The 20,644-nt window shown below is 58.8% G+C and carries 22 protein-coding genes; 12 read left to right on the forward strand and 10 right to left on the reverse strand.

What is annotated here, in order from left to right; translation table 11 throughout:
• The first annotated feature begins 86 nt into the window (after positions 1–86).
• From HPT27_RS14610 to HPT27_RS14630, 5 genes are all read left to right on the forward strand, one after another.
• Complete coding sequence (locus HPT27_RS14610) at positions 87–749, forward strand: ArsR/SmtB family transcription factor (protein WP_172244719.1); 663 nt, start codon at positions 87–89, stop codon at positions 747–749.
• A 28-nt stretch (positions 750–777) separates the two neighbouring features.
• A complete protein-coding gene (locus tag HPT27_RS14615; RefSeq protein WP_172244721.1) occupies positions 778–1,134 on the forward strand; it encodes a DsrE/DsrF/TusD sulfur relay family protein in 357 nt (118 codons plus the stop codon).
• Positions 1,135–1,144: 10 nt separating this feature from the next.
• Positions 1,145–1,897, forward strand: coding sequence for an MBL fold metallo-hydrolase (locus HPT27_RS14620; RefSeq protein ID WP_172244723.1), 753 nt, complete (start codon positions 1,145–1,147; stop codon positions 1,895–1,897).
• Positions 1,894–3,138, forward strand: a complete 1,245-nt coding sequence (locus tag HPT27_RS14625) for an MFS transporter (RefSeq protein ID WP_211197978.1) — start codon at positions 1,894–1,896, stop codon at positions 3,136–3,138. The genes HPT27_RS14620 and HPT27_RS14625 overlap by 4 nt, the downstream gene beginning before the upstream one ends.
• Positions 3,139–3,267: 129 nt before the next feature.
• Positions 3,268–3,810: a hypothetical protein gene (locus HPT27_RS14630; RefSeq protein ID WP_172244725.1), complete on the forward strand. Its 543-nt coding sequence runs from the start codon at positions 3,268–3,270 to the stop codon at positions 3,808–3,810.
• Between the two features lie 111 nt (positions 3,811–3,921).
• Here the strand turns inward: HPT27_RS14630 and HPT27_RS14635 are convergent, their stop codons facing one another.
• The 7 genes from HPT27_RS14635 to HPT27_RS14665 form a co-directional block, all read right to left on the reverse strand.
• Positions 3,922–4,521, reverse strand: coding sequence for a hypothetical protein (locus HPT27_RS14635; protein WP_172244727.1), 600 nt, complete (start codon positions 4,519–4,521; stop codon positions 3,922–3,924).
• 61 nt (positions 4,522–4,582) lie between these two features.
• Complete coding sequence (locus HPT27_RS14640; protein ID WP_172244729.1) at positions 4,583–5,287, reverse strand: HupE/UreJ family protein; 705 nt, start codon at positions 5,285–5,287, stop codon at positions 4,583–4,585.
• A gap of 43 nt (positions 5,288–5,330) precedes the next feature.
• A complete protein-coding gene (locus HPT27_RS14645; protein WP_172245411.1) occupies positions 5,331–6,362 on the reverse strand; it encodes a DMT family transporter in 1,032 nt (343 codons plus the stop codon).
• A gap of 220 nt (positions 6,363–6,582) precedes the next feature.
• Entirely contained in the window at positions 6,583–7,815 is a 1,233-nt protein-coding gene (locus tag HPT27_RS14650; protein WP_172244731.1) for a TolC family protein, read from the reverse strand.
• 77 nt (positions 7,816–7,892) lie between these two features.
• Positions 7,893–8,195, reverse strand: a complete 303-nt coding sequence (locus tag HPT27_RS14655; RefSeq protein WP_172244733.1) for a DUF3240 family protein — start codon at positions 8,193–8,195, stop codon at positions 7,893–7,895.
• A complete protein-coding gene (locus tag HPT27_RS14660; protein ID WP_172244735.1) occupies positions 8,188–11,283 on the reverse strand; it encodes an efflux RND transporter permease subunit in 3,096 nt (1,031 codons plus the stop codon). Before HPT27_RS14660 ends, HPT27_RS14655 begins: the two co-directional genes overlap by 8 nt.
• 3 nt (positions 11,284–11,286) lie before the next feature.
• Entirely contained in the window at positions 11,287–12,411 is a 1,125-nt protein-coding gene (locus HPT27_RS14665) for an efflux RND transporter periplasmic adaptor subunit (RefSeq protein ID WP_172244737.1), read from the reverse strand.
• On the opposite strand from HPT27_RS14665, the gene HPT27_RS19515 reads away from it, so the two are divergent.
• On the forward strand, positions 12,410–12,541 hold the full coding sequence (locus HPT27_RS19515; RefSeq protein WP_268935749.1) for a hypothetical protein: 132 nt from the start codon (positions 12,410–12,412) through the stop codon (positions 12,539–12,541). The two genes, HPT27_RS14665 and HPT27_RS19515, sit on opposite strands and share 2 nt — an antisense overlap.
• On the opposite strand, the gene HPT27_RS14670 is transcribed toward HPT27_RS19515, so the two are convergent.
• Together HPT27_RS14670 and HPT27_RS14675 are read right to left on the reverse strand one after the other, a co-directional pair.
• A complete protein-coding gene (locus HPT27_RS14670) occupies positions 12,522–13,022 on the reverse strand; it encodes a hypothetical protein (RefSeq protein ID WP_172244739.1) in 501 nt (166 codons plus the stop codon). The two genes, HPT27_RS19515 and HPT27_RS14670, sit on opposite strands and share 20 nt — an antisense overlap.
• A gap of 3 nt (positions 13,023–13,025) precedes the next feature.
• Positions 13,026–13,667 (reverse strand): cation diffusion facilitator family transporter, encoded by a 642-nt coding sequence (locus tag HPT27_RS14675; RefSeq protein ID WP_172244741.1) that lies wholly within the window; start codon positions 13,665–13,667, stop codon positions 13,026–13,028.
• A 79-nt stretch (positions 13,668–13,746) separates the two neighbouring features.
• Between HPT27_RS14675 and cadR the strand changes: the two genes are divergently transcribed.
• On the forward strand, positions 13,747–14,193 hold the full coding sequence (gene cadR / locus HPT27_RS14680; RefSeq protein ID WP_211197979.1) for a Cd(II)/Pb(II)-responsive transcriptional regulator: 447 nt from the start codon (positions 13,747–13,749) through the stop codon (positions 14,191–14,193).
• A gap of 123 nt (positions 14,194–14,316) precedes the next feature.
• Complete coding sequence (locus tag HPT27_RS14685) at positions 14,317–15,423, forward strand: hypothetical protein (protein WP_172244745.1); 1,107 nt, start codon at positions 14,317–14,319, stop codon at positions 15,421–15,423.
• Between the two features lie 459 nt (positions 15,424–15,882).
• On the opposite strand, the gene HPT27_RS14690 is transcribed toward HPT27_RS14685, so the two are convergent.
• Positions 15,883–16,635, reverse strand: a complete 753-nt coding sequence (locus HPT27_RS14690; protein ID WP_172244747.1) for a hypothetical protein — start codon at positions 16,633–16,635, stop codon at positions 15,883–15,885.
• Positions 16,636–16,953: 318 nt separating this feature from the next.
• Between HPT27_RS14690 and HPT27_RS14695 the strand changes: the two genes are divergently transcribed.
• The 4 genes from HPT27_RS14695 (at position 16,954) to HPT27_RS14710 (ending at position 20,517) form a co-directional block, all read left to right on the forward strand.
• Positions 16,954–18,297, forward strand: coding sequence for a phosphate ABC transporter substrate-binding protein (locus HPT27_RS14695; RefSeq protein WP_172244749.1), 1,344 nt, complete (start codon positions 16,954–16,956; stop codon positions 18,295–18,297).
• A 672-nt stretch (positions 18,298–18,969) separates the two neighbouring features.
• Positions 18,970–19,305: an energy transducer TonB gene (locus HPT27_RS19655; RefSeq protein ID WP_172244751.1), complete on the forward strand. Its 336-nt coding sequence runs from the start codon at positions 18,970–18,972 to the stop codon at positions 19,303–19,305.
• A 64-nt stretch (positions 19,306–19,369) separates the two neighbouring features.
• Positions 19,370–20,101: a MotA/TolQ/ExbB proton channel family protein gene (locus HPT27_RS14705; protein WP_172244753.1), complete on the forward strand. Its 732-nt coding sequence runs from the start codon at positions 19,370–19,372 to the stop codon at positions 20,099–20,101.
• Entirely contained in the window at positions 20,101–20,517 is a 417-nt protein-coding gene (locus tag HPT27_RS14710) for an ExbD/TolR family protein (RefSeq protein WP_172244755.1), read from the forward strand. The genes HPT27_RS14705 and HPT27_RS14710 overlap by 1 nt, the downstream gene beginning before the upstream one ends.
• Positions 20,518–20,644: the final 127 nt, after the last annotated feature.

Raw genomic sequence — 20,644 nt, forward strand, 5'->3', positions numbered from 1 at the left:
ATTGACCGTGACCTAAGCACCACGCCTGGGGCAAGCATTCAGCAAGGGCGCTTGCCAAATTCTAATAGTCGTTAGAATATATACCCATGAACGATACCCGTACGCTCAAAGACACCCTCTACGGCCAAGTCGCCCGCTTGGGGAAAGCCATGTCCAGCCCGAAACGGCTGGAGCTGCTGGAGTTGCTGTGCCAAGGCGAGAAGCCGGTCGAGCTGCTAGCAGAACAGGCGTCCATCAGCGTCAAGCTGGCCAGCGCCCACCTGAAGGAGCTCCGGATTGCTCGGTTGGTCGATGTGCGGCCGGATGGTCAGCGTCGGCTTTACCGGCTCAGCGCGCCCGATGTTGCGGCGTTCTGGGTGACGAGCCGGACGCTTGCGGAAAGTCGACTGACCGAATTGCAAGTGGCCATGCAGTCCTTGCTGGCAACACCGGATGAGTTGATGCCGTTTACCGGTGCCTCGCTGTTGGCACAGGCCGAACGAGGCGAAGTGCTGGTGCTGGATGTGCGACCAACGCAGGAATACGACACCAGCCATTTGCCGTTTGCCCAATCGATGCCGCTGGCGGATTTGAAACGGCGATTGGCCGAACTGCCCGCTGACCGCCCCATTGTTGCCTATTGCCGCGGACCGTTTTGTTTGATGGCACTCGACGCGGTAGCGCTGCTACGTGAGCACGGTCGCGAAGCATTCCGGTTGGATGATGGTGTCGCCGAGTGGCGCGCCAAAGGCTTGCCATTGGCCGGCTAAGCCGTAAGTCGCCGACTGAGGGGGAAACATGAAAGCGCTATTTGTTCTGAATGATGCCGCCTATGGCAGCGAACACACCTACAACACGCTGCGCTGGGCCGGTGCGATGGCCAAGCTACCGGACAGTGAAGTGAAAATATTTTTGTTTGGTGACGCGGTGCTTTGCGCCAAAGCCGGTCAGCAAGTGCCGGAAGGTTTCTACAACCTGCAACTGATGCTCGACAAGCTACTAGCTACCCATGACGGCAATGCCGTCGGTGTTTGCAGTAGTTGCCTGAATGCCCGCGGCATTAGCGATGCGGAATTGATGGCAGGCGCTCATCGTAGCTCACTGACTGAATTGTGCGAGTGGACGGCCTGGGCCGACAAAGTCATGGTGATTTAGGGGCGCCCTCATGTTCTTTCAGCAATTACACAGCAAGGATGCCTCACTGTCGTATTTTTTTGGCTGTGGCGGCTTGGGCAAAGCCGTCGCAGTGGACGTGGTGGCTGGCGATGAGGACTGGTTCATTGAGCAGGCGAAAGCGGCAAATGTCGAAATCAGTTATGTCATCGATACCCATTTGCACGCGGATCACTATTCGGGCGGCGCCGAGCTCGCTCGCCGCACGGCAGCCCCGTATTGCCTGCATCAGTCCGCTGCAGACGTCGTCAGTTTTCCATTCACTGCCTTGCACGACGGTGAGGTGCTGAGCATCGGCAATGTCTCCCTGCAGATCTTGCATACGCCAGGTCATACCCCAGAAAGCATGTGCCTGCTGGTAACCGACCGACGCCGTGGTGATGAACCCTGGTTTGTGCTGACGGGCGATACACTGTTTGTCGGCGCCGTAGGCCGGCCCGATCTGGCGGGGCGAGAAGCCGAGATGGCGGGCCTTTTGTTTGACTCCTTGCAACGAAAACTGTTGCCGTTGCCGGACGCCATCGAAATCTACCCGGGCCACAAAGCGGGCAGCCTGTGCGGTGCCGGGCTCTCTGGCAAGCCTGCATCAACGCTGGGGTTTGAACGGCGCTGGAACACGATGCTCGGAGTGGCCACACGCGAGCAATTTATTGCTGAACTGCTACCGACGATCCCACTCAAGCCGGCGCTGATGGCGCAGATGCTCGCGCGCAATTGTGGGCTTGCTTCCGCTTCGGCGCCGTGACTTCCACGCTTACGCCATCCGCGGGCGAGCCCATTCGGCACGGCCTGCGCGAGAACTGGCAACAATTTTCCCTGCTGGTGCTAATCAACGCGTTTGTTGGCGCGATGATCGGCATGGAGCGCAGCATTTTGCCGCTGTTGGCCGAGCAAGAGTTTGCGGTGCTAGCGCATACCGCAATGCTGTCGTTCATCGCCGTATTTGGCATCAGCAAAGCCATTACAAACTATCTGGCCGGTCATTTTTCTGATCGTAGCGGTCGCAAAACCATACTGGTCATCGGTTGGTGGATTGCAGCACCGGTACCGTTCTTGCTGATGTGGGCACCGAGCTGGGCGTGGATCTTGTTTGCCAACGTCTTGCTGGGGATCAGCCAAGGGCTGACCTGGTCAACCACGATCATCATGAAAATCGATCTCGTCGGCGCGAAAAATCGCGGCCTCGCGATGGGCTTGAACGAGTTCGCCGGCTACATCGCTGTCGGTCTTGCGGCGCTGGCGACCGGCTGGGTCGCCGGGCATTACGGCTTGCGGCCACAACCGTTCTATATGGGCATCGCATTTGTCGCGCTGGGCCTGCTGTTGTCAACGTTGCTGATACGCGAAACCAAACCGTACGCCGATCTTGAAGTCGCTGGTCACGGAGATTCACAACCCGCAATCGCGTTGTCCGCACGTGAGATTTTCCGGCAGGCATCGTGGCGCGACCGCCGTTTGTTTGCCATCAATCAGGCTGGGCTCGTCAACAATTTGAACGACGGCATGGCTTGGGGTTTGTTTCCGGTATTGTTCGCCGCCGCGCATCTCAAACTCACTGAGATCGGTTTGTTAGCGGCGCTGTACCCCATCGTCTGGGGCATCAGTCAGATCTTCACGGGGCCGGCATCGGACCGCTTTGGTCGACGCGGACTGATCGTGGGCGGCATGTGGACGCAAGCGGTCGGTATTGCGATCGTTGCCGTATCTGTTCAAGTAGCATGGCTAATCTCAGGGCTTTTCCTGCTTGGTGTCGGCACGGCAATGGTGTACCCGACCTTGATTGCTGCTATCGGCGACATTGCCCACCCCAGTTGGCGCGGCAGCGCCATCGGTGTTTATCGCTTCTGGCGTGACAGTGGTTACGCCATTGGTGCACTGCTGTCCGGATTGATTGCCGATGGCTTTGGTGTGCAAGCGGCAGTGATTGCGGTGGCGATACTAACGTTTCTGTCAGGCGTCACCAGTGCCCGGCTGTTGCCGCGCTAACCCGGCGTCAACGCGAATGTCTGTCGACCGCCTACCAGTGAATGCATTGTTGACAGTTCTCTTAGACTGGCGTGCAGTAACCAGCCATCGCAACAGGCCGCTGCGCGCTAAGGCGAACGATGTTGTTCAGTGTGGTTCTACACTGTACGGGATCACTTTGGTATCGGGGTTGCCATGGGCAAAGAGAACACCGTGTATCTGGTCCGCTTGCTCGCGTTCGGCGCGCTCGCCGTGGCTACTTGGATGTATCGCTCACCCGAACCACCAGCGTTTGCCAATCAGATCGAACATGCCCATGGCCCACACGGCGCCGATGAGCATGTTGAAGAAGGGCTGTTGCCGCATGGCCCTCACGGCGGCATGCTGTTTGAAGATCGCGACTTGGCCATTGAGCTGGTTCGGCACGAGCACGAAGGCACGCAATGGCTCTATGCCTATCCGCTGACTGAAAACAAACAGCCACTGGCGCTGTCGGCGATCAAGCTGACGGTGACCTTTAGCAATAATGGTCTCAGCGAAACCTTGCAGCTGCATGCCGATAGCAACGAAAGTCACTCGCTGGCCGGTCAATTACCAGAGGATGCGCTGCGCGGCTGGCAATTGACGATGCTGGCAAGTCATGAGCAGCACGCCCATCAATGGCGACTCGAAAACTTCATCGACCCTAGCTAAGCCAAAGGCGACAGCGCGTTGCACGTTGCTTTGCGCCGTCTTTGCTTGTGGCGCTTGTCTGGCGTGTCAACACCTTGATTGACATGCCGAGCGACAACCGCTCAGCGCGGCTCAATGTATCCGGTCGATGCTGAGGTAATTGCCTTCCGTTTGCAGGTGCACCTGGATCACCTTGCCGGTGCGATTCTTCCAATACCAACCGTGAATACCATTGAAGCTCGCGGTGAAATCACCGCTGTCGCTGCTGTCAGTGGCCTCTTTGTAGCTGGTGAATTCACCATTTTTGGCGTTCTCGGCATCGCCATGAAAATCGAAATAGAGCTCGCCCTGATCAGTCGTCCAACGGTAATGCATCGATTGACCGACACGCATGGTGGCCTTGTATTCGACACCTTCGCCTGGCTGTAACGTAATGTCGAATTCGTTGTGCTGTATTGCCGATACGGGCGCGGCAGTGGGTTCCACCTCGGTCACGGCCGGCTCGGTGGCAGCAGGTGGTATCGGTAAAGCGGATGGGCTAGCCGTTGGCGCGTGCGCTTGCTTCAGTTCGCCCACGCGCTTCAGTCCCAGTGCCTCGCCAATACCGGTCGGGTCGATCCCAAACTCGGCCGGCAATACGGCAGTGAGCAAAATCAAGATGGCAGCCGCTGCCGCGGCAGCGCTTGCGTAGAGGAGCTTGCGAACGGAAATCTGTTCAGGTGTTTGGCTCATGAAATCAGTCTCTTCGTTTGTTAACTATCAGTTCGTTGGCAGGTGGTGGGCGAATGTGGAGTCAGGAAATATAGAAATAGCCAATAAGCTGATAGCCCATCAGCAGAAATCCTGCGCTCATCAGCACGGTGTTGGCGGCGAATGCGTGCCGAGAAAAGTTTGAGCTCAGTCGCCAAGCCGCCATTGCGATCAAGATGCCGCACAGTGCCAGAAACTGACCAACCTCGACGCCTAGATTGAAGGCAATCAGATTGCTGACCAGGCCGTCGCCGGCTAGGGCGAATTCTTGCAGCTTGGTCGCCAGCCCCATACCGTGAAACAAGCCGAAGATCAGGACGGCGGCGCGCGTATCCGGTTGCACACCGAACCATTGCTGCCAGGCGCCCAGATTGTCGAGCGCCTTGTAGACCACCGAAAAGCCGATGATGGCGTCGATCAGATAGGCATTCACTTGCCACTGCAGCAGCACACCCAGCAGCAAGGTGATGCTATGACCCAGCGCGAACAGGGTGACGTACAGGCCAACGTCTTTCACTCGATACAGGAAGAAAATCACCCCGAACAGAAACAGCAGATGATCGTAGCCGGTGATCATGTGCTTGGCGCCGAGGTAAAGGAACGCCACAAACTGCACACCGCTGCTTTGCTGGATAAAGGCCTTGTCGGCATCGGCGACGCCATGGCCCCAAGCAGTGCCTGCCAGTGCCAGCAGCAACAAAGCCAAGACTGGGCCTATTTTCTTCCAGTAAGAACAATTTGAACTCATGGTTAGTGCTTCTCTCAGTGAAATACTATTCAGCCGCCATCAATCAGTGTTCGTGCCGGTGATGAATATCCGGCAGATGCGAATGGCGATGCGTTATGGGCTCGTGGACATGCTCATGATCATGTGGCTCAGGCCCTTCGCTGCCGTCGTGCCCATGCTGATGATGGTCGTCATGGCAATGGGGATGGCGATGCACCAAGCGTTCGTGATGATGCTCGTGACTGTGCTGCTCCGTCAGCACCAACCAGGTCGCGACCAGCATCAGGGCAAACGCCAGCACAAACATCAGGGTCAGCGGCTCACCCAGCAGCACGATAGCAACCGCCGCACCGAGAAAGGGTGCGGTACTGAAATGGGCAGCAGTGCGCGCACTGCCCAGATGCCGTAAGGCGAGCACAAACAACACCAAACTGAGGCCGTAGCAGAAGAAACCGAGCAACAGCAGCGCTGTCACCTTTGGGAGGTCAGGCATGGTCGCGCCGAGCGCCAAGGCAATGGTGACATTGACCACGCCGGCGACCAGACCTTTGATTAGCGCCAGCAACACAGCATCGTTGGCGGAGATCTTGCGAGTGACGTTGTTGTCGATCGCCCAAAAAAAGCAGGCACCGGCCACTGCCAGCGCCTGCCACGACAACACTCCGTCCGTCCACGACAGCAGCGCACCGGCCAGCACCGTCAGTGCAACGCCCCACCAGATCCGGGCCGCTACCGCTTCCCGGAACAGCAGCACGGCCAGTACCGTAGTCAGCACGCCTTCGAGGTTCAGCAGCAGGGCCGCGCTGGAGGCCGTCGACTGCGCCAGTCCGGTCATCAGCAATACCGGCGCAATGATGCCACCGGCGAGCACCGCACCTGCCAGCGCCGGCCAATCGCCAGCGGCCAATGCCGGGCTGGTGCTCGTGGTGTTGGCGCGCCGAACCAGCCACACCAGCGTCAAACCACTGCCCGAACCGAGGTACAGCAGGCCGGCCAGCAACCATGGCGAGCTGTCGCCGATCAAGGCTTTCGCCAGCGGCGTGCTGATGCCGAATAATGCAGCCGCCAACAAGGCGAGTAACGCATAACGCTGCACAGCGAAATCAAATCGCGTTTTCGGAGCGGACGCTTTTGGCACGAAATAATCTCAACTCAAAGAAAAATGCCGGACCGATCGGGCAAGTCCGGCGCAACCCCGAAGAGACAAGGGCGAAAATGATACGGCCGCAAACGGTTATCGTGTCCGCTTTATCGTCATCGACTCTTCGTTGTGTGGTCACACGTTGTGGTCAGCTATCTCACGAAATCCGACCGCGCTAGGGCTCGTCTGCCTGCGCTTCATGACGACCCCACCAACGCGTCCCCATGACCTTGGCGTCCAGCAACAAGCGCACATAACTGCGCAGGGCATCGATGCGGGCGGCCGCTTCCGACTCAGTCGCTGTCAATGCTTGCCGGCGAGCCAACAGCAGCGCCTGAAAATCCTGCTCGCCCAAGGTATAAGCCTTCTGCATCAGCCGGGCATTTTCCTGCAGGGTTCTGGCCGCCGTGATCGCCAGTTGCCAGCGCGCATAGGTGCCGGTAGCGGTTGCGTAAGCCGCGCGGGCTGCGCCGGTTGTCAGGCGTTCCTGTAGTGTCAGTTGCTGCTTGGCGCTGTCCGCCAGCGCCAGTTGCTTTTGCAGTTCCTGACTCCGTCGTGCGCCGGGAAAGGGCACGCTCAGATTGATGCCGACAATCTGCTCATCGCCGAAGGCCTCACGCCCGGTAAACACGCCGATGGTGGGGTCCGGTACGCGATCGGCACGAGCACGGTCAACACTGGCTTGCGCCGCGACTACGTTCGCGCGAGTTGCGTCCAACGCATCACTGGCGGCAATGATTTGCTGCTGCCACCAGCTGCCATCGTGAACGATGGGCTGTGGGTCGGGCAAGGCCGGTGCGGTATAGCCTTCCACCGGGTAGCGTGCTGACAGCATGGCCCAGGCGGAGGTTTCGGCAATCTCCGCCGAGCGCAGCTCGCCTTCGATCGCACTGAGCTCAGCCGCCGCCAGTTTCTGTTCGAGCAACGCGGCATCACCACCGCGCACTCGTGCTGTAACGGCCGCAACGCTCTGGTTGGCCGCGCCGTATTGCTCGGCCAGCAATTGCCGGCGCGATTGCGCTTGTAGCCAATCAAACCAGGCAGCGTACAAATCATCGATGGCTTGTCGACGGTCCTGATTGCGACGCGCCTGCGCGATGTGCCGGAGCGCGTTGGCGGTAGCCTCATCCGCACTGACTTTTCCCGGCAGCCGAAACGTGCGCTCAATGCCGAAGTTCCACTCATTGGAGTGCGGTCCGGTTTCGTATGCGCGTTGCTGTCGGCTGAAGTTTGCAGTCCACTCATACGGCGAAGCATCGACTTGCGCGGCCTCGGCTTCATTGACTGAAAACGAGCTGTCCGCCGCCTGCATGACCGGATCTTGTGCCAGCCATTTGGCAACAAGCGTGTCCGGCAAAATGTCCGGGATGAGAATGGCTTGCTCAGTTGTTGTGCGTGGCGTCGGCATACCAGCTTCCGCCGCTATCGCCTCTACCAGCAATCCCAATACAAAAAATGTGCTTAACGCGATCACAGAAAAAGACTTCATTCGATTTCCCCTTGCGTCAAGACGGGGCACAGCCAATAACGCAATTTGCTACCGGCCAGTTGCCGGCGTAAGTCCGTGAGCAAGGCGTCGGCATCGCTGCCGGCGAGCACGGCTTGGATCAATACGCCGTCGCCACGACCGAGTACCTGCTCACTGGCATCCAGCTCAGACGGGTGGACTCCATGACTGGCGATGGCTTGGCTGGTGAAAGTACGGATCAACGGATGCAGCAGCAATTGGTCGAGCAGCTGCTCTTCCAGTTCGGGCGCACCGAGCAAGAACAGGCAGACATCAGTCATGGTGTTTCTCCTCTTGGGTGTGCGTCGAGGTGAAAGCAAAGCGGGCATACAGCATCGGCAGGATAATCAGGGTCAATGCCGTGGCGGTGATCAAGCCGCCGATCACGACAATCGCCAAGGGCCGCTGAATCTCCGAACCCGGGCCACTGGCGAATAGCAACGGGATCAAACCAAACGCGGTAATCGCCGCGGTCATCAAGACCGGTCGCAACCGGCGGATAGCGCCAACACGGACCGCCTCGGCAACCGACAAACCTTCCGCATGCAGCTGATTGAAGTAGCTGACCATCACGACACCGTTCAGAACGGCGATGCCGAGCAGCGCAATGAAACCAACCGAGGCCGGCACCGACAGATATTCCCCGGTCAACCAGAGCGCGAAGATGCCGCCGACCAGCGCAAACGGAATGTTGCTCAAAACCAGCAACGATTGCCGCACCGAGCGGAAACTGGAAAACAGCAGCAGAAAAATCAGGACCAGCGCCAGCGGGGTAACGATACCCAAGCGCGCCGCCGCGCGTTGCTGGTTCTCGAATTGACCACCAAAACTGATCCGGTAGCCATCAGGCAGTTTGACTTGTGCCGCAATGATGCGCTTGGTCTCTTCAACAAAACCGACCAAATCGCGACCGCTGACATTGGCAATCACGACGCTGTAGCGACTACCCAGTTCGCGATCGATTTTCACCGGACCGGCGGTACGCTCAAGTCGAGCCACGCTGGTCAATGGCACCGTCTCGCCACTGGCCGTGGTCAGGCGAAGCTGGGAAAAATCGCCCGGCGAGGTACGCAGATTTTCCGGGCCGCGGATGAGAATCGGTGTGCGACGATTGCCTTCAATGACCGTGCCGGCCTCCGTGCCTTGAATCTGCATCCGCAGCGCTTCCTGCACCTCTTCGGTCGACAGATCAAAGCGGCCGGCAGCGAGTCGATCGACCACCACCCGCAGGTACTGAACGCCATCATTGACGACCGTGTAGACATCCTGGTTGCCCGGCACCGTCTTCACCGCGGTCTCGATATCGGCCGCAAGCTGATTCAGGACCGGCAGCTCCGGGCCAAAAATCTTGATCGCCAGATCGCCGCGCACACCGATAATCATTTCGGAAACGCGCATCTCAATCGGCATCGTGAAGCTGTAAGTCGTACCCGGCAGCTCATCCAGCACCTTGCGCAGTTCGTCCAGCAATTGCTCCTTGCTTTGCATGCGCCATTCCGAACGAGGCTTCAGCACCAGAAAGGTGTCGGTCTGGTTCAGCCCCATCGGGTCCAGGCCGATTTCATCCGAGCCCGCCCGCGCGACAATGGCGGTTACCTCAGGCACGGCGTTCATGATGGCTTGCTGGATTTTCAGATCCAGCGCTGCGGTCTCCTCCAAACTGACCGTCGGCAGCTTCTCGATGCCGACCACGATATCGCCTTCGTCCATCGTCGGAATAAACGTCTTGCCAACATCGAAATATACGGCGGTTGCGGCGAGCAGCATCACACCGGCACCGATTGCAATGGCTTTCGGCTGCCGGAACGCCGCCTGCAGGGTGGGCTCATAGATCCGCTGCAAAGTGCGTGGTAGCCACGGGTCTTCGTGCTTGACCGATTTGAGCAGGAACGACGCCAGCACGGGAATGACGGTGAGTGACAGCAACAGCGAACTGGCCAAGGCAAAGGCAATGGTCAGCGCCACGGGCACGAAGAATTTGCCTTCCAATCCCTGCAAGGTCAGCAAGGGCAAAAACACGATGATGATGATGCCCATGCCGGTGGTCACCGGCGCTGCCACTTCGCGCACGGCGCGATAGATCACGTGCAGGCGCGGCAGCTTGCCAGCGCTCGGATCATGCGCCAGATGCTGGACAATGTTTTCCACCACCACAACGGCCGCATCGACCAACATGCCGATGGCAATCGCCAAGCCGCCCAGACTCATCAGATTGGCCGACATGCCGACTTGCCGCATCAGGATGAACGTGGCCAATGCAGATAAAGGCAACACCACGGCGACCGTGACTGCGGCGCGAACATCACCGAGGAACACACCAAGCAGCACCAGTACCAGAATGATGGCTTCGGCCAGCGCTTCGGCCACCGTGCCGACCGCATGATCGACCAAGGCCGCGCGGTTGTAAAACACCCGCAGCGTGGTTCCCTCCGGCAGCCCGGGCTGCAGCTCGCGTATTTTTGCTTCGATGCCGGTCACGACGTCGCGCGCGTTGGCACCGGCCAAACCGAGCACCAAACCTTCAACAGCCTCGGCTTTGCCGCTGTCGGTGACCACGCCATTACGGGTGAGCTCACCAATTCGCAGTTCCGCAACATCACCAAGCCGCAGTGGCACGCCATCGCGATTGCCGACCACAACGGTGCGCAAATCGTCCAGATCGCGAATATTGCCTTCGCTACGGACCAGCAACACTTCACCGCCTTCGCGCAAACGACCAGCGCCATCGTTACGGTTGTTTTTGGTAATCGCTTGCTGCAGATCATCAATCGTCAGCGCCGCTGCCGCCATCTGCACCGGATCAGGGATAACTTCATAACTGCGGGTCACGCCGCCCAGCACATTGACGTCGGCAACGCCCGGCACCGTCCGCAGCGCCGGGCGAATGACCCAGTCCAGCAGCGCTTTGCGCTCCATCAAACTCATATTGGGATTGTCGACGACAAACTGAAACATTTCGCCGAGCGGAGTGGTGATCGGCGCCATACCGCCTTCCAGCTCACTCGGCAACTCCGACATGATCCCGGACAGGCGCTCCGCAACTTGTTGCCGTGCCCAGTAAATGTCCGTGCCATCGACGAAATTGAGGGTCAGATCAACGATGCCGTATTTGACCGTGGTGCGCAGCATCTCTTGCTGCGGAATGCCGAGCATTTCGGTTTCGATCGGGATTGCGACTCGGCTCTCGACTTCTTCCGGGGTCATGCCCGGTGCTTTCAGGATGATTTTTACCTGCGTGCTAGCAACGTCCGGAAAGGCGTCAATCGGCAGCTGCCGAAATGCATACCAACCCACGCCTGCCAGCAAGGCGGTCAGAATCAAGATAAAGGTTCGCTGCGTCAGCGCGAACTGAACCAAACGACTCAGCATGGTTTATTCCTCCTCAGCGCCGCCAAGGCCCAACCATGCTGCTTTCAGCGCCACAATACTGCTCACCGCAATGCGCTGGCCCACTTTTAACTCGCCCTGGATCTGAGCGCGTTGACCCGCGTTGGCCAGTACCGTCACGGCCACCGCAACGAAGCTGTCTTTGTTGACGCTGTCACGGACAAATACGTAGCTGTGATTGTCGTGACGCGCGATGGCACTGAGCGGAACCTCCCACGCGGAGGCTTCAGAAATGGGCAGTTCCACTTGCACAAACTCACCCGGCCGCAGCGGGCTCGCACCGGCACGCAGCTGCGCGCGCAAGGTGACCGTCTGAGCACTGCTGGTAAGTGCACTGGCGCTCAACACCTCGGCTTCGGCACCGCCAACAACATGCACGCGCTGACCTTTCTGCCAGCGCACAGCCGAGCCGCTGGGTACTTGAATATCCAGCCAGAGTTTTTCGGATCGCACTAACCGCAGCAGGGGATCGGCCGCATTGACCCGCTGGCCGGTTTTCACCGCCAGCGCGACAACGGTGCCGCTGCGCTGTGCTTTCAAAGTCAACTCATTGCTGACGGCCGCGGACGTCGCAATGCGATCGAGCTGGACGGCATCGACACCGGCTAACGCCAACGCGGCCCGGCTATGCGTTTGCCCCGCTTCAGCGTCGCGAGCAGCCGCATCACTCTCATCCAGACGGCGGCGCGGGATGATGCCTTCCGCGAACAACTCCTGATCGCGCTGCAGGCTGGCGCGGGCAAGCCGCAGCCGGTTGCTGGTCTGCACCAGATCCAACTGCAGGGCACCAAATTCCGGGCCACTCAGTACCAACAATGCCGTACCAGTGCTGACTTTCTGATTTTCCTGAACCAGCATTTGGGTGATGACACCGGCAAATGGTGCGCTCAGCACATTCTCTTGATCGGGCGGCAACACGACTTGTGCCGGGAAACGGGCGCCAGCGGCATCCGATTGGGCTTTCAGCGTGATGAGTTCAACGCCAAGGGCGCGCATTTGCTCGTCGGTGACGGAAAAGCCGTCAGCTGAATGGGCGGCAACACTGAAAAAAAACAAGCTGACAAAAAGCCCGGCAGAAATGCCGGCACTGCGCCATAGGGAAAAAGACATGACTATCCTCGAAAACCAAGTAGCAATGAAAAATCGTGCGGCTGGCCATGCCAAAAGAATGGCCAGCGCGCTGCTGCAGGGATTGCCGCAAAAACGCGGCCGAGGGGAAATCAGATCAACAGGCGGGTGAGTTTCAGCGTGGAGAGTGCAGAGTTGCGCGTCGAGGGGGCTGGCCGCAATGCCAGCGTGACAAGCGGGGTGCCGCTGAGCGATGTCACATAACTGATGGCCGGAAGGGTCAGCAGCAAATTGTTGAATTTGACATCTTTGATTAACGACGCACTGGCGGGCTGGTCATTGTCGAGCACGACGACGTGGTCGCCATGATGACCATCGTCGGTTTGAGCATGCGCGGCGGGCTGGTCGGCGTGTGCATGCACGTCGATCGCGGTAGGTTCGTGGGCATCCTGGTGACCGGCGTGATGAAAAATCAGCTCGCGGCCCGCATCGACCGGCACCACTACCGTTGCTTCGTTGTGATGCTTGGCCAATTGATGAATGAGCAAGGCCTCGCCGACACTGGTGGCGGACCACAAGTAGGCGAACAGGCTGATCAACAACAGGCTGGAACGACGGCGCATGCGAGTAAGGGGGATCATCAAATTGCCCACATGCTAGGTAGCCGATGCCGGTGGCGTCAAGCTCGGCCGGCGCGCCAAGGGCACGGCTTCACCCAATATTCGCCAGGCCGAGCGCAGGATGATCACGGCCATCACAAAGCCGACAACGCGGTCGGGCCATGGGCTGTTGAGCCATGCGACCAGGCCGGCGGCCAGCACTACGCCGACATTACCGATCATGTCATTGCGGGAGCAGATCCAGGTCGCGCGCAAATTGATATCGCCCTTGCGGAATCGGGTGAGGAGTAAGAAACAGGTGGTGTTAACGAGTAGGGCCAGCAGCCCCAACACCGTCATGGCGACCGGCTCCGGCGCGGTTCCAAGCCAGCTACGGCGGCCAACCTCAACCAGAATCAGCAAGCCCAGCAGCCATTGCAGACTGCCATTGAGCACCGCTGCCCGCGCTTTGAGCTGCAAGCTGTGGCCGACTGCATACAGGCTGACGCCATAGACGGCCGCGTCGGCAAACATATCGAGCGAGTCCGCCATCAGCGCGGTCGAGCCCGCCAACCAGCCGGCAATGAATTCGGCCAAGAACATGGCGCCGTTCAGGCTCAGGGTGACCCACAGCACCCGTCGCTGCTGGCGCTCCAGCGTCTTGGTTTCACAGAGATCGTGTTCGCAGCAACCGGCCATTACGGTCCCCTGACGGACTGGCAGGAGTGCATTACAAACCCTATAGTGGCTATAGACTCAAGCCATTTTAGAGGTGGTCATGCGTATCGGGGAACTGGCGGCACAGGCCGGGGTGGATGTGCAGACCATCCGCTACTACGAGAAAGCAGGTCTGATGGCCGAGCCGCATCGCACTGAAAGCGGGTATCGACAGTACCGACCTGAGCAACTGGATACGTTGCAGTTTATTCGCCATTGCCGATCGCTGGACATGTCACTGGCAGAGGTGCGCACGCTGCTGGATTTTCGCGACCATCCGGATCGCACATGCACAGATGTCGATCAGCTAATCGCGAGACACATAGAGCAGTTGCATCAGCGTATTGCTCAGATGCAACAACTGGAACAACAACTGAAAGTCTTGCAGCAGCGCTGTGGTGAGCAACGGACCGCAGCGGAGTGCGGCATCTTGCAGTCCCTCACTACCGCCGCAAGCGATTGCAGCTGTCACGGGGCGTTCGAAGCAGATTGCCAAGCAAGCCCATGAAACAGCTGTTATAGGCCGCGTTCGGCCATTAGCGGGCGGCCAGAATAAGGAGACAAAGAAATCCGTCCCTTTTCTGTCGGTCATGATTTATCGTCGTGCGATTGCTATATCGGACACTAAGAAATGGATCCACAGACTTACCTTCGGTCCCTGAATACCCAACTAACCTATCTGTTCGCCTACGCGCGCAAGATTAATGAAATTGACACTGCAGCGGCACTATTTGGTGAGTTTCGCGGGATGCAGGACGCTGGCTGGAGCACGGTTGCCACGGCATATGAAGTCTTCCACGAACTGAAGTCACTTGGATCGAAGGGCTCGCCGCTGACTCAGGCAGAGCTTCGCCAGGTGCTCTGCCTCTATGTTCAGCTTGCAGAGGCTGGCGGCATCTACGAGGGACTGCTGAACACCATGCAGATCCCGCAATTGAAGCCCTACAACCTATGGCCTTTTCAAAACCTCGTGCGAGTTCGCCAAGTGCCCCGAGCGGTGATAGGCCCCAACGCCAATTTAATGTTCCGGCGTCTAGCGGAATCCGCAACAGAGATTGGGATGACCGGCCTCGCGCACCTACTGGAGCTTACTTTCCGGGACGATATTCGAAATGCCATGGCGCATGCCGACTACATACTGGTTCCGGATGGACTGCGATTACGGCGAAGAAATGGTGGCCAGCCGACGCTCGTGTCCAATGCCGAGATGGAGACCGCCTTACAGATCGCACTTTTTTTCTTTGAGCTCCTCCAGGCCTTTCAGCAAGCGACGGCAGAGTCATTTCGTCCTGCTCGGACCATCGTAGGTCGGTTCAGCGAGAACCCACCAATGCCTTGGAAGATCGAATTGACAGACCTCGGAGGATTTTCGATCTCTACCACCTCGGCGGGCCCGCAAATCGATGCCGCTTACGAACGACAGAAACGGATTAACGACCACCTGGGTGGGCGAATGGTGGCGGCTTATGCGGCCCCCGGAATAGAAGTTCCGCCTGCGCTCCTGACTGAAGTCTCCGCGATGGGTTTTGAGGTTTTGATAGTTGATTTTGAGAGTATCGAACGAATCGACTCGCTCATCGCTGAGGTTGAGGAACACGGCCTGTGGGACTCAACACCAAACGCAGCGAGCTCCAACACTGCACTTCTTATGGCCACTCCTTTTGGATTTCGGAGAATTTCCACCGGAGCCGAGTTCCAAGCATGGCTTCCAGTTGTCGAAGAGGTTGAAGTCGCCTGACTTCCGCCGTCTCCTGCTCAGCACAGGAGATAGAGGAGCCTCTAGCTACCGGCACGCTAAAGGTCAGCTTTGGCCGAATGCAGATATCAACAACTAAAGCCACTGAGAGGAACAAACAATGTCCTTCCGTGAGCTTCTTGGAAGAAATGGCACTTTGACTTTCTCTTTTTTTCTTATCCACATCACTTGTACGACGGCTAACTGGCTGACTTAAACAAAAGTTAGTGAACAGGTTGTTAGTGATCAACTCTCGCTAAAACCATCGAAAATAATATGGAAATTTATGCATATAGACACTTTGTGAGCGATATCACTTTGAATACTTACCAAGTTTTGCGAACGGGCAAGGCCACTGGGGAGGTTCCGGGCAATTGACAGTCACAAAAGTGTAGTCAAAGCGCCCGGGCCTGTTGTCTGGTTTTTGTAGCATTGTTTGCTTTTTGTAGCGTTGTCCACGGCTCAGATCGGCAAGGCCTGCCCCGCCATAGCCTGCTGCCGGGCCTGATCAGCACGGCGATAGCGTTGCTCCCACCAATAGCTGAGCGCAATTCCGACCACTACGGGCGCAACCCACGGCAACACCGCCCAGTTACCGGTCAGCCAGTGCGCAAACACCGAGCGGGCACCAAACACCAGAAACGCAGTGTGAAACGCGATGCCAAGCCCGACACCCTGCGCCATGTGTTCGTAGAACCAGGCTTTCGGTTCGCGATCCGGCCGACGCAAATGCCGCTGCATGTTGAACGTGGTCAGATAACCGATTGGGCTCAGTGACAGCAGGATGATCTTCACCGTGCCCGGTATGGTCAGGGCAATCAGGATCAACACCGTACTCGAAACAAAAGCCAATGCCATCAGCGCCCACGCCAGCGGCCGTCGCAGCGCCGCCGGATCACGCTTGTGAATCAGCACATGGCGCATATACCAGGCACCGGTCAACACCGTGATACCGAGGTAGCCGAGAAAAACCAGCAGGCCAAACTTCGGCGTCGCCCACAGCGGCTGGTCCTGCATTGCCGCCACGCCAAGATGCAGACTGACGCTGGTCAGTGCCGTCACCCCGATGATGTTGACGCACCACAAAAAGCCCTGACCAAAGCGCTTGTGTACCGGTGAGCCTTTGCGACTGAAAATCGGCACCCAAAACAGCACCAGTCCGATGGCACCGGCCAGAATATGCAGCCAGCGCAAGCCGGTAAGCACGTTTTCCATGATGGCATTCCTGCAATGACAGCGGCCCAGCGCCGCGATGGCATCAGATTGCCCCCCTCACGCTGCCGGCAACAGTGCCGGAAGTCATGGTGACCGTTAGCGATGCCCCATCCCGGTGACAGCGGCAGTCGGCAGACCGTACAAACGGATACCCAAACCAACCTTGCCGACTGTCATATCCGCTGTCACAGAGTTGTCATGACCACGCTCTACCCTGCGCTGGCTTTCCAAAACCTCCGTCAGCGGCAAACCATTAAAAAAACCGCGACCGAGCGCAAACAACAACCCATCTGTCACTTACTTAACGCGCGGAACATCATGAAAAAACTGCTGCTGGTTTGCCTTATTGCCCTGACTGCCGGCATTGCCGGTGCAGCGCTATGGCTACGCACGGATGCGGCAGAACAACGCGCCAGCAAGGACGCACCGCCGGCCATTGCCCTGCGCATCCATGGCTCGAATACCGTTGGTGAAAAGCTGATGCCGGCACTGGTCACGGCCTTTCTGGAGCAACGCGGCTATGCCGTTGTCCGCACCCAGATCGGCGCTGAACCGGTCGAAAAGACCGTGCTCGCGCGCTCGCATCCGAGCCGGCCGGCACTGGCGGTGGAGATTCATGCCCACGGTTCCAGCACGGCGTTTCAGGATCTGGAAAAAGGCCTGACCGATCTCGGCATGGCTTCGCGCAAAATCAAAACCGAAGAGCTGGACAAACTGAAAGATCGCTACGGCGATCTGTCTGACGCCAAACAGGAACATGTGATCGCACTGGATGCGCTGGCCATCATCGTGCATCCGGACAACCCGCTCGAACAGCTGACCGTCGAGCAGATTGCCGGCATTTTTGCCGGCGAAATCAGCGACTGGTCGCAGCTGGGCCTGCCAGCGGGCGCCATTGCCCTGTATGCCCGTGATGACAAATCCGGCACCTGGGATACCTTCGAAAATCTGGTGCTGAAAAAATTCGACAAGAAACTGCTCGGCAGCGCCCGCCGCTTTGAATCGAGCGATCAGCTGACCGAATCAGTACGCAAGGATCGCAATGGCATCGGTTTTGTCGGCGTCGCTTATGCCAACCGCGCCAAGCTGCTCGGCGTTTCTGCCGATGGCAAAAAAGCGTTCACCAAACCGGGCAAGCACAGCATCGGCACCGAGGATTACGCGCTGTCGCGCCGGCTGTTTGTCTATGAGCCGGCCGGCCTCAACAATGAACTGGCGCGCGATTTTCTGGCCTTTGCGGTGTCCGATGCCGGCCAGAAACTGGTCGAAGCCAGCGGCCTGATTTCCTACTACCCCACGCGCGACAAGCCGCGCATTGCGCTGCAACCGTATCCGGCGCGTTATCAAAGCCTGGGCACACTCGGTGAACGACTCAGCGTCAACTTCCGGGTCGAGGACAATGCCCTGCTGCAAGACAGCAAGCTCAATCGCGATCTGGGCCGCGTCGCCAATTTCTTCCGCGATCATCCGGACAAGCATCTGGTGCTGGCCGAACTGAGCCCGCCGACGACCGGCAAAAACCGCGGCAGCAACGAAGCACTCAGCCAACTGGAGCGGCTGCTGGCCGCCAGCGATCTGACCCCGTTCGACCGGGTGAAGGTCGAACATGGGCCGGACAACTTTGCCGCGACCGCCAGCCAGATTGAGATTTGGGCTTTGTAGAGCTGACAAACAGAGGGTCGGTGAATAGCAATCCGGTGAACAGGAATCCGGCGCACATCGCTCGGCAGCCCCAAGCCAAGGCAGGTCAAGCACCTGCCTTGGCTGCTTCTGAATGTTCAGGGCGGCCAGCCAATCCTCGACAGTCAGCCCCCTGACAATCAGTCCATGACAGCCAGCCTCTGACAATCAATCCATGAAGCCCTCCGCCAAGCCCCGTCACTGCTGGGAAACCAGCAAACCCTTCGCAAATCTAAATGCGAGTTGTTATCATTAGCGTAATTACCCGCCCACACCGACCGTGCTGTGACCTTACGCCTGCCACGCCCGCGCTTCTCGACCCGTAGCTACTGCCTGCTGGCCGTCAGCCTGCTGCATGGCGCCCTGTTGTTCGCGGTGTTGCGGGCCGGTGGTGCCGACTTGCCGGCCCCTGCGACCCCATCACCTGCCGTCACCATTGCGCTGATCCCGCCCTCAGCCCCAGCAGTCAGCGTGCCGGCGGCAGAACCGGCATCGCAGCCGATCCCGCCATCACCTCAACCTGAACCCAGACCCGAACCCGCTAGCAAACCGCTTGCCGCCACCCGGCCCGAGCCTGCAGCGGCTCCCCAAGTGGTTCCCGCGACACCGGCTACCACTACACAAGCCACACCCAGCCCAAGCAGCGAGCCGCACGTGGCCAGCGAAAGCGTGAACCGCGAATCCGACAGCAATCAAAACGCGGTCAGCAGCGAACCGATTTTTGATGCCGACTATCTGCGCAATCCGGCACCGGTCTATCCCAAGCTGTCACGCCAACGCAAAGAAGAAGGTGTTGTGCTGCTGCGCGTGCACGTGCTGGCGAATGGCGAAGCCGATCAACTGGAAGTGCTGCAATCAAGCGGCTTCGAGCGGCTGGATGAAGCCGCCCTGCGCGCGGTCCGGCGCTGGCAATTTGTGCCGGCCAAACGCGGCGACGAAACCGTTGCGGCCTGGGTGCGCGTGCCGGTGCGTTTCAATGTGAATAGCTGAGCGTGCCGGTGCCTGCCGGCGCAGTGTCCAAGCGGAATGATCTAGCCAAAGTCGAGAACCTCTGATGAACAATCCCTACGGCGTTGCCGAGATGTTGCAGAAAGGTGATGCGGTCACCTTGTCGATTGCCATTTGCCTGTTGCTGATGTCCGTGATCAGCTGGACAGTGATGGCGATCAAGACCGTGCAATTGATGCGCGTGCGCCGACTTGCGCGCAACGTCAGCAGCGAATTCTGGCATGCCCACAACTTTGAAGACGCGCTGAAAACCATCGGAACACCGGGCCAAAGCCCCTTTCGCACGCTGGCCGACGAAGCCCGCAATGCAGTCGCCCACCACGCCCAGCACAGCAGCGATTTGCACGCGCAACTGAACGTCAGCGATTGGTTGTCGAGCTGTTTGCGCCGCGCCATTGAAGATGCCACCGCGAAACTGCAAGCCGGCTTGGCCGTGCTGGCGACAATCGGCTCGACCGCGCCGTTTGTTGGCTTGTTCGGCACCGTCTGGGGCATTTACAACGCGCTGATCGCCATCGGCGTCAGCGGCCAGGCCAGCATCGACAAAGTCGCCGGTCCGGTTGGCGAAGCGCTGATCATGACCGCGTTCGGTTTGTTCGTCGCGATCCCGGCGGTCATGGGTTACAACGCACTGACCCGCGGCAACAAAGCGCTGGTGATGCGCTTCTCGTCGTTCGCGCATGATCTGCACGCGTATTTCATTACCGGTGCCCGCGTTTCCGGTGTGCAACTGATCCCCGAAGCCAATCCGTCGCTGCGCGCGGTGGGAGATCGCTGATGGCGTTTTCAAGCGGAGACGGTTTCGACACCAGCGACGAGGTCATGGGCGAAATCAACATGACGCCGCTGGTCGACGTGATGCTGGTGCTGCTGATCATTTTCATTCTGGCGCTGCCAGTACTGACCAACACCTTGCCCATCCACTTGCCGGATGCCAGTGCCGCGCCGAGCGAACCGCTGCCGGAATTGGTGCAACTCGGTGTGGCTGCCGACGGCCAGCTGTACTGGCAGAACGAACGCATTGCCGAAGCCGACCTGCCTAGCCGCCTGCAGCAGCTGAGCCAGCAACAACCGCAACCGCCGGTGCAGATTCAGGCCGACCGGGCCGTCGCCTTCGAGCACGTCGCCCGGGTGCTGGCCGCCGCCCAGAAAGCCGGGGTCAAACAGCTCGGCGTGCTGACCGAGCCCAAGTAAGTCGCTGATTTCCGGCCGAATCAGGCTTTTTCCTGTTCCGGCCTTTTTTAGTGGTTGATCTTTTATTGCGAATCATTATCATTTGCACTCTCATCGTTCTGGTACAGACTGCTGGTACCGGCTGCCA

It is taken from the genome of Permianibacter fluminis (assembly GCF_013179735.1).
Taxonomy (GTDB): domain Bacteria; phylum Pseudomonadota; class Gammaproteobacteria; order Enterobacterales; family Permianibacteraceae; genus Permianibacter; species Permianibacter fluminis.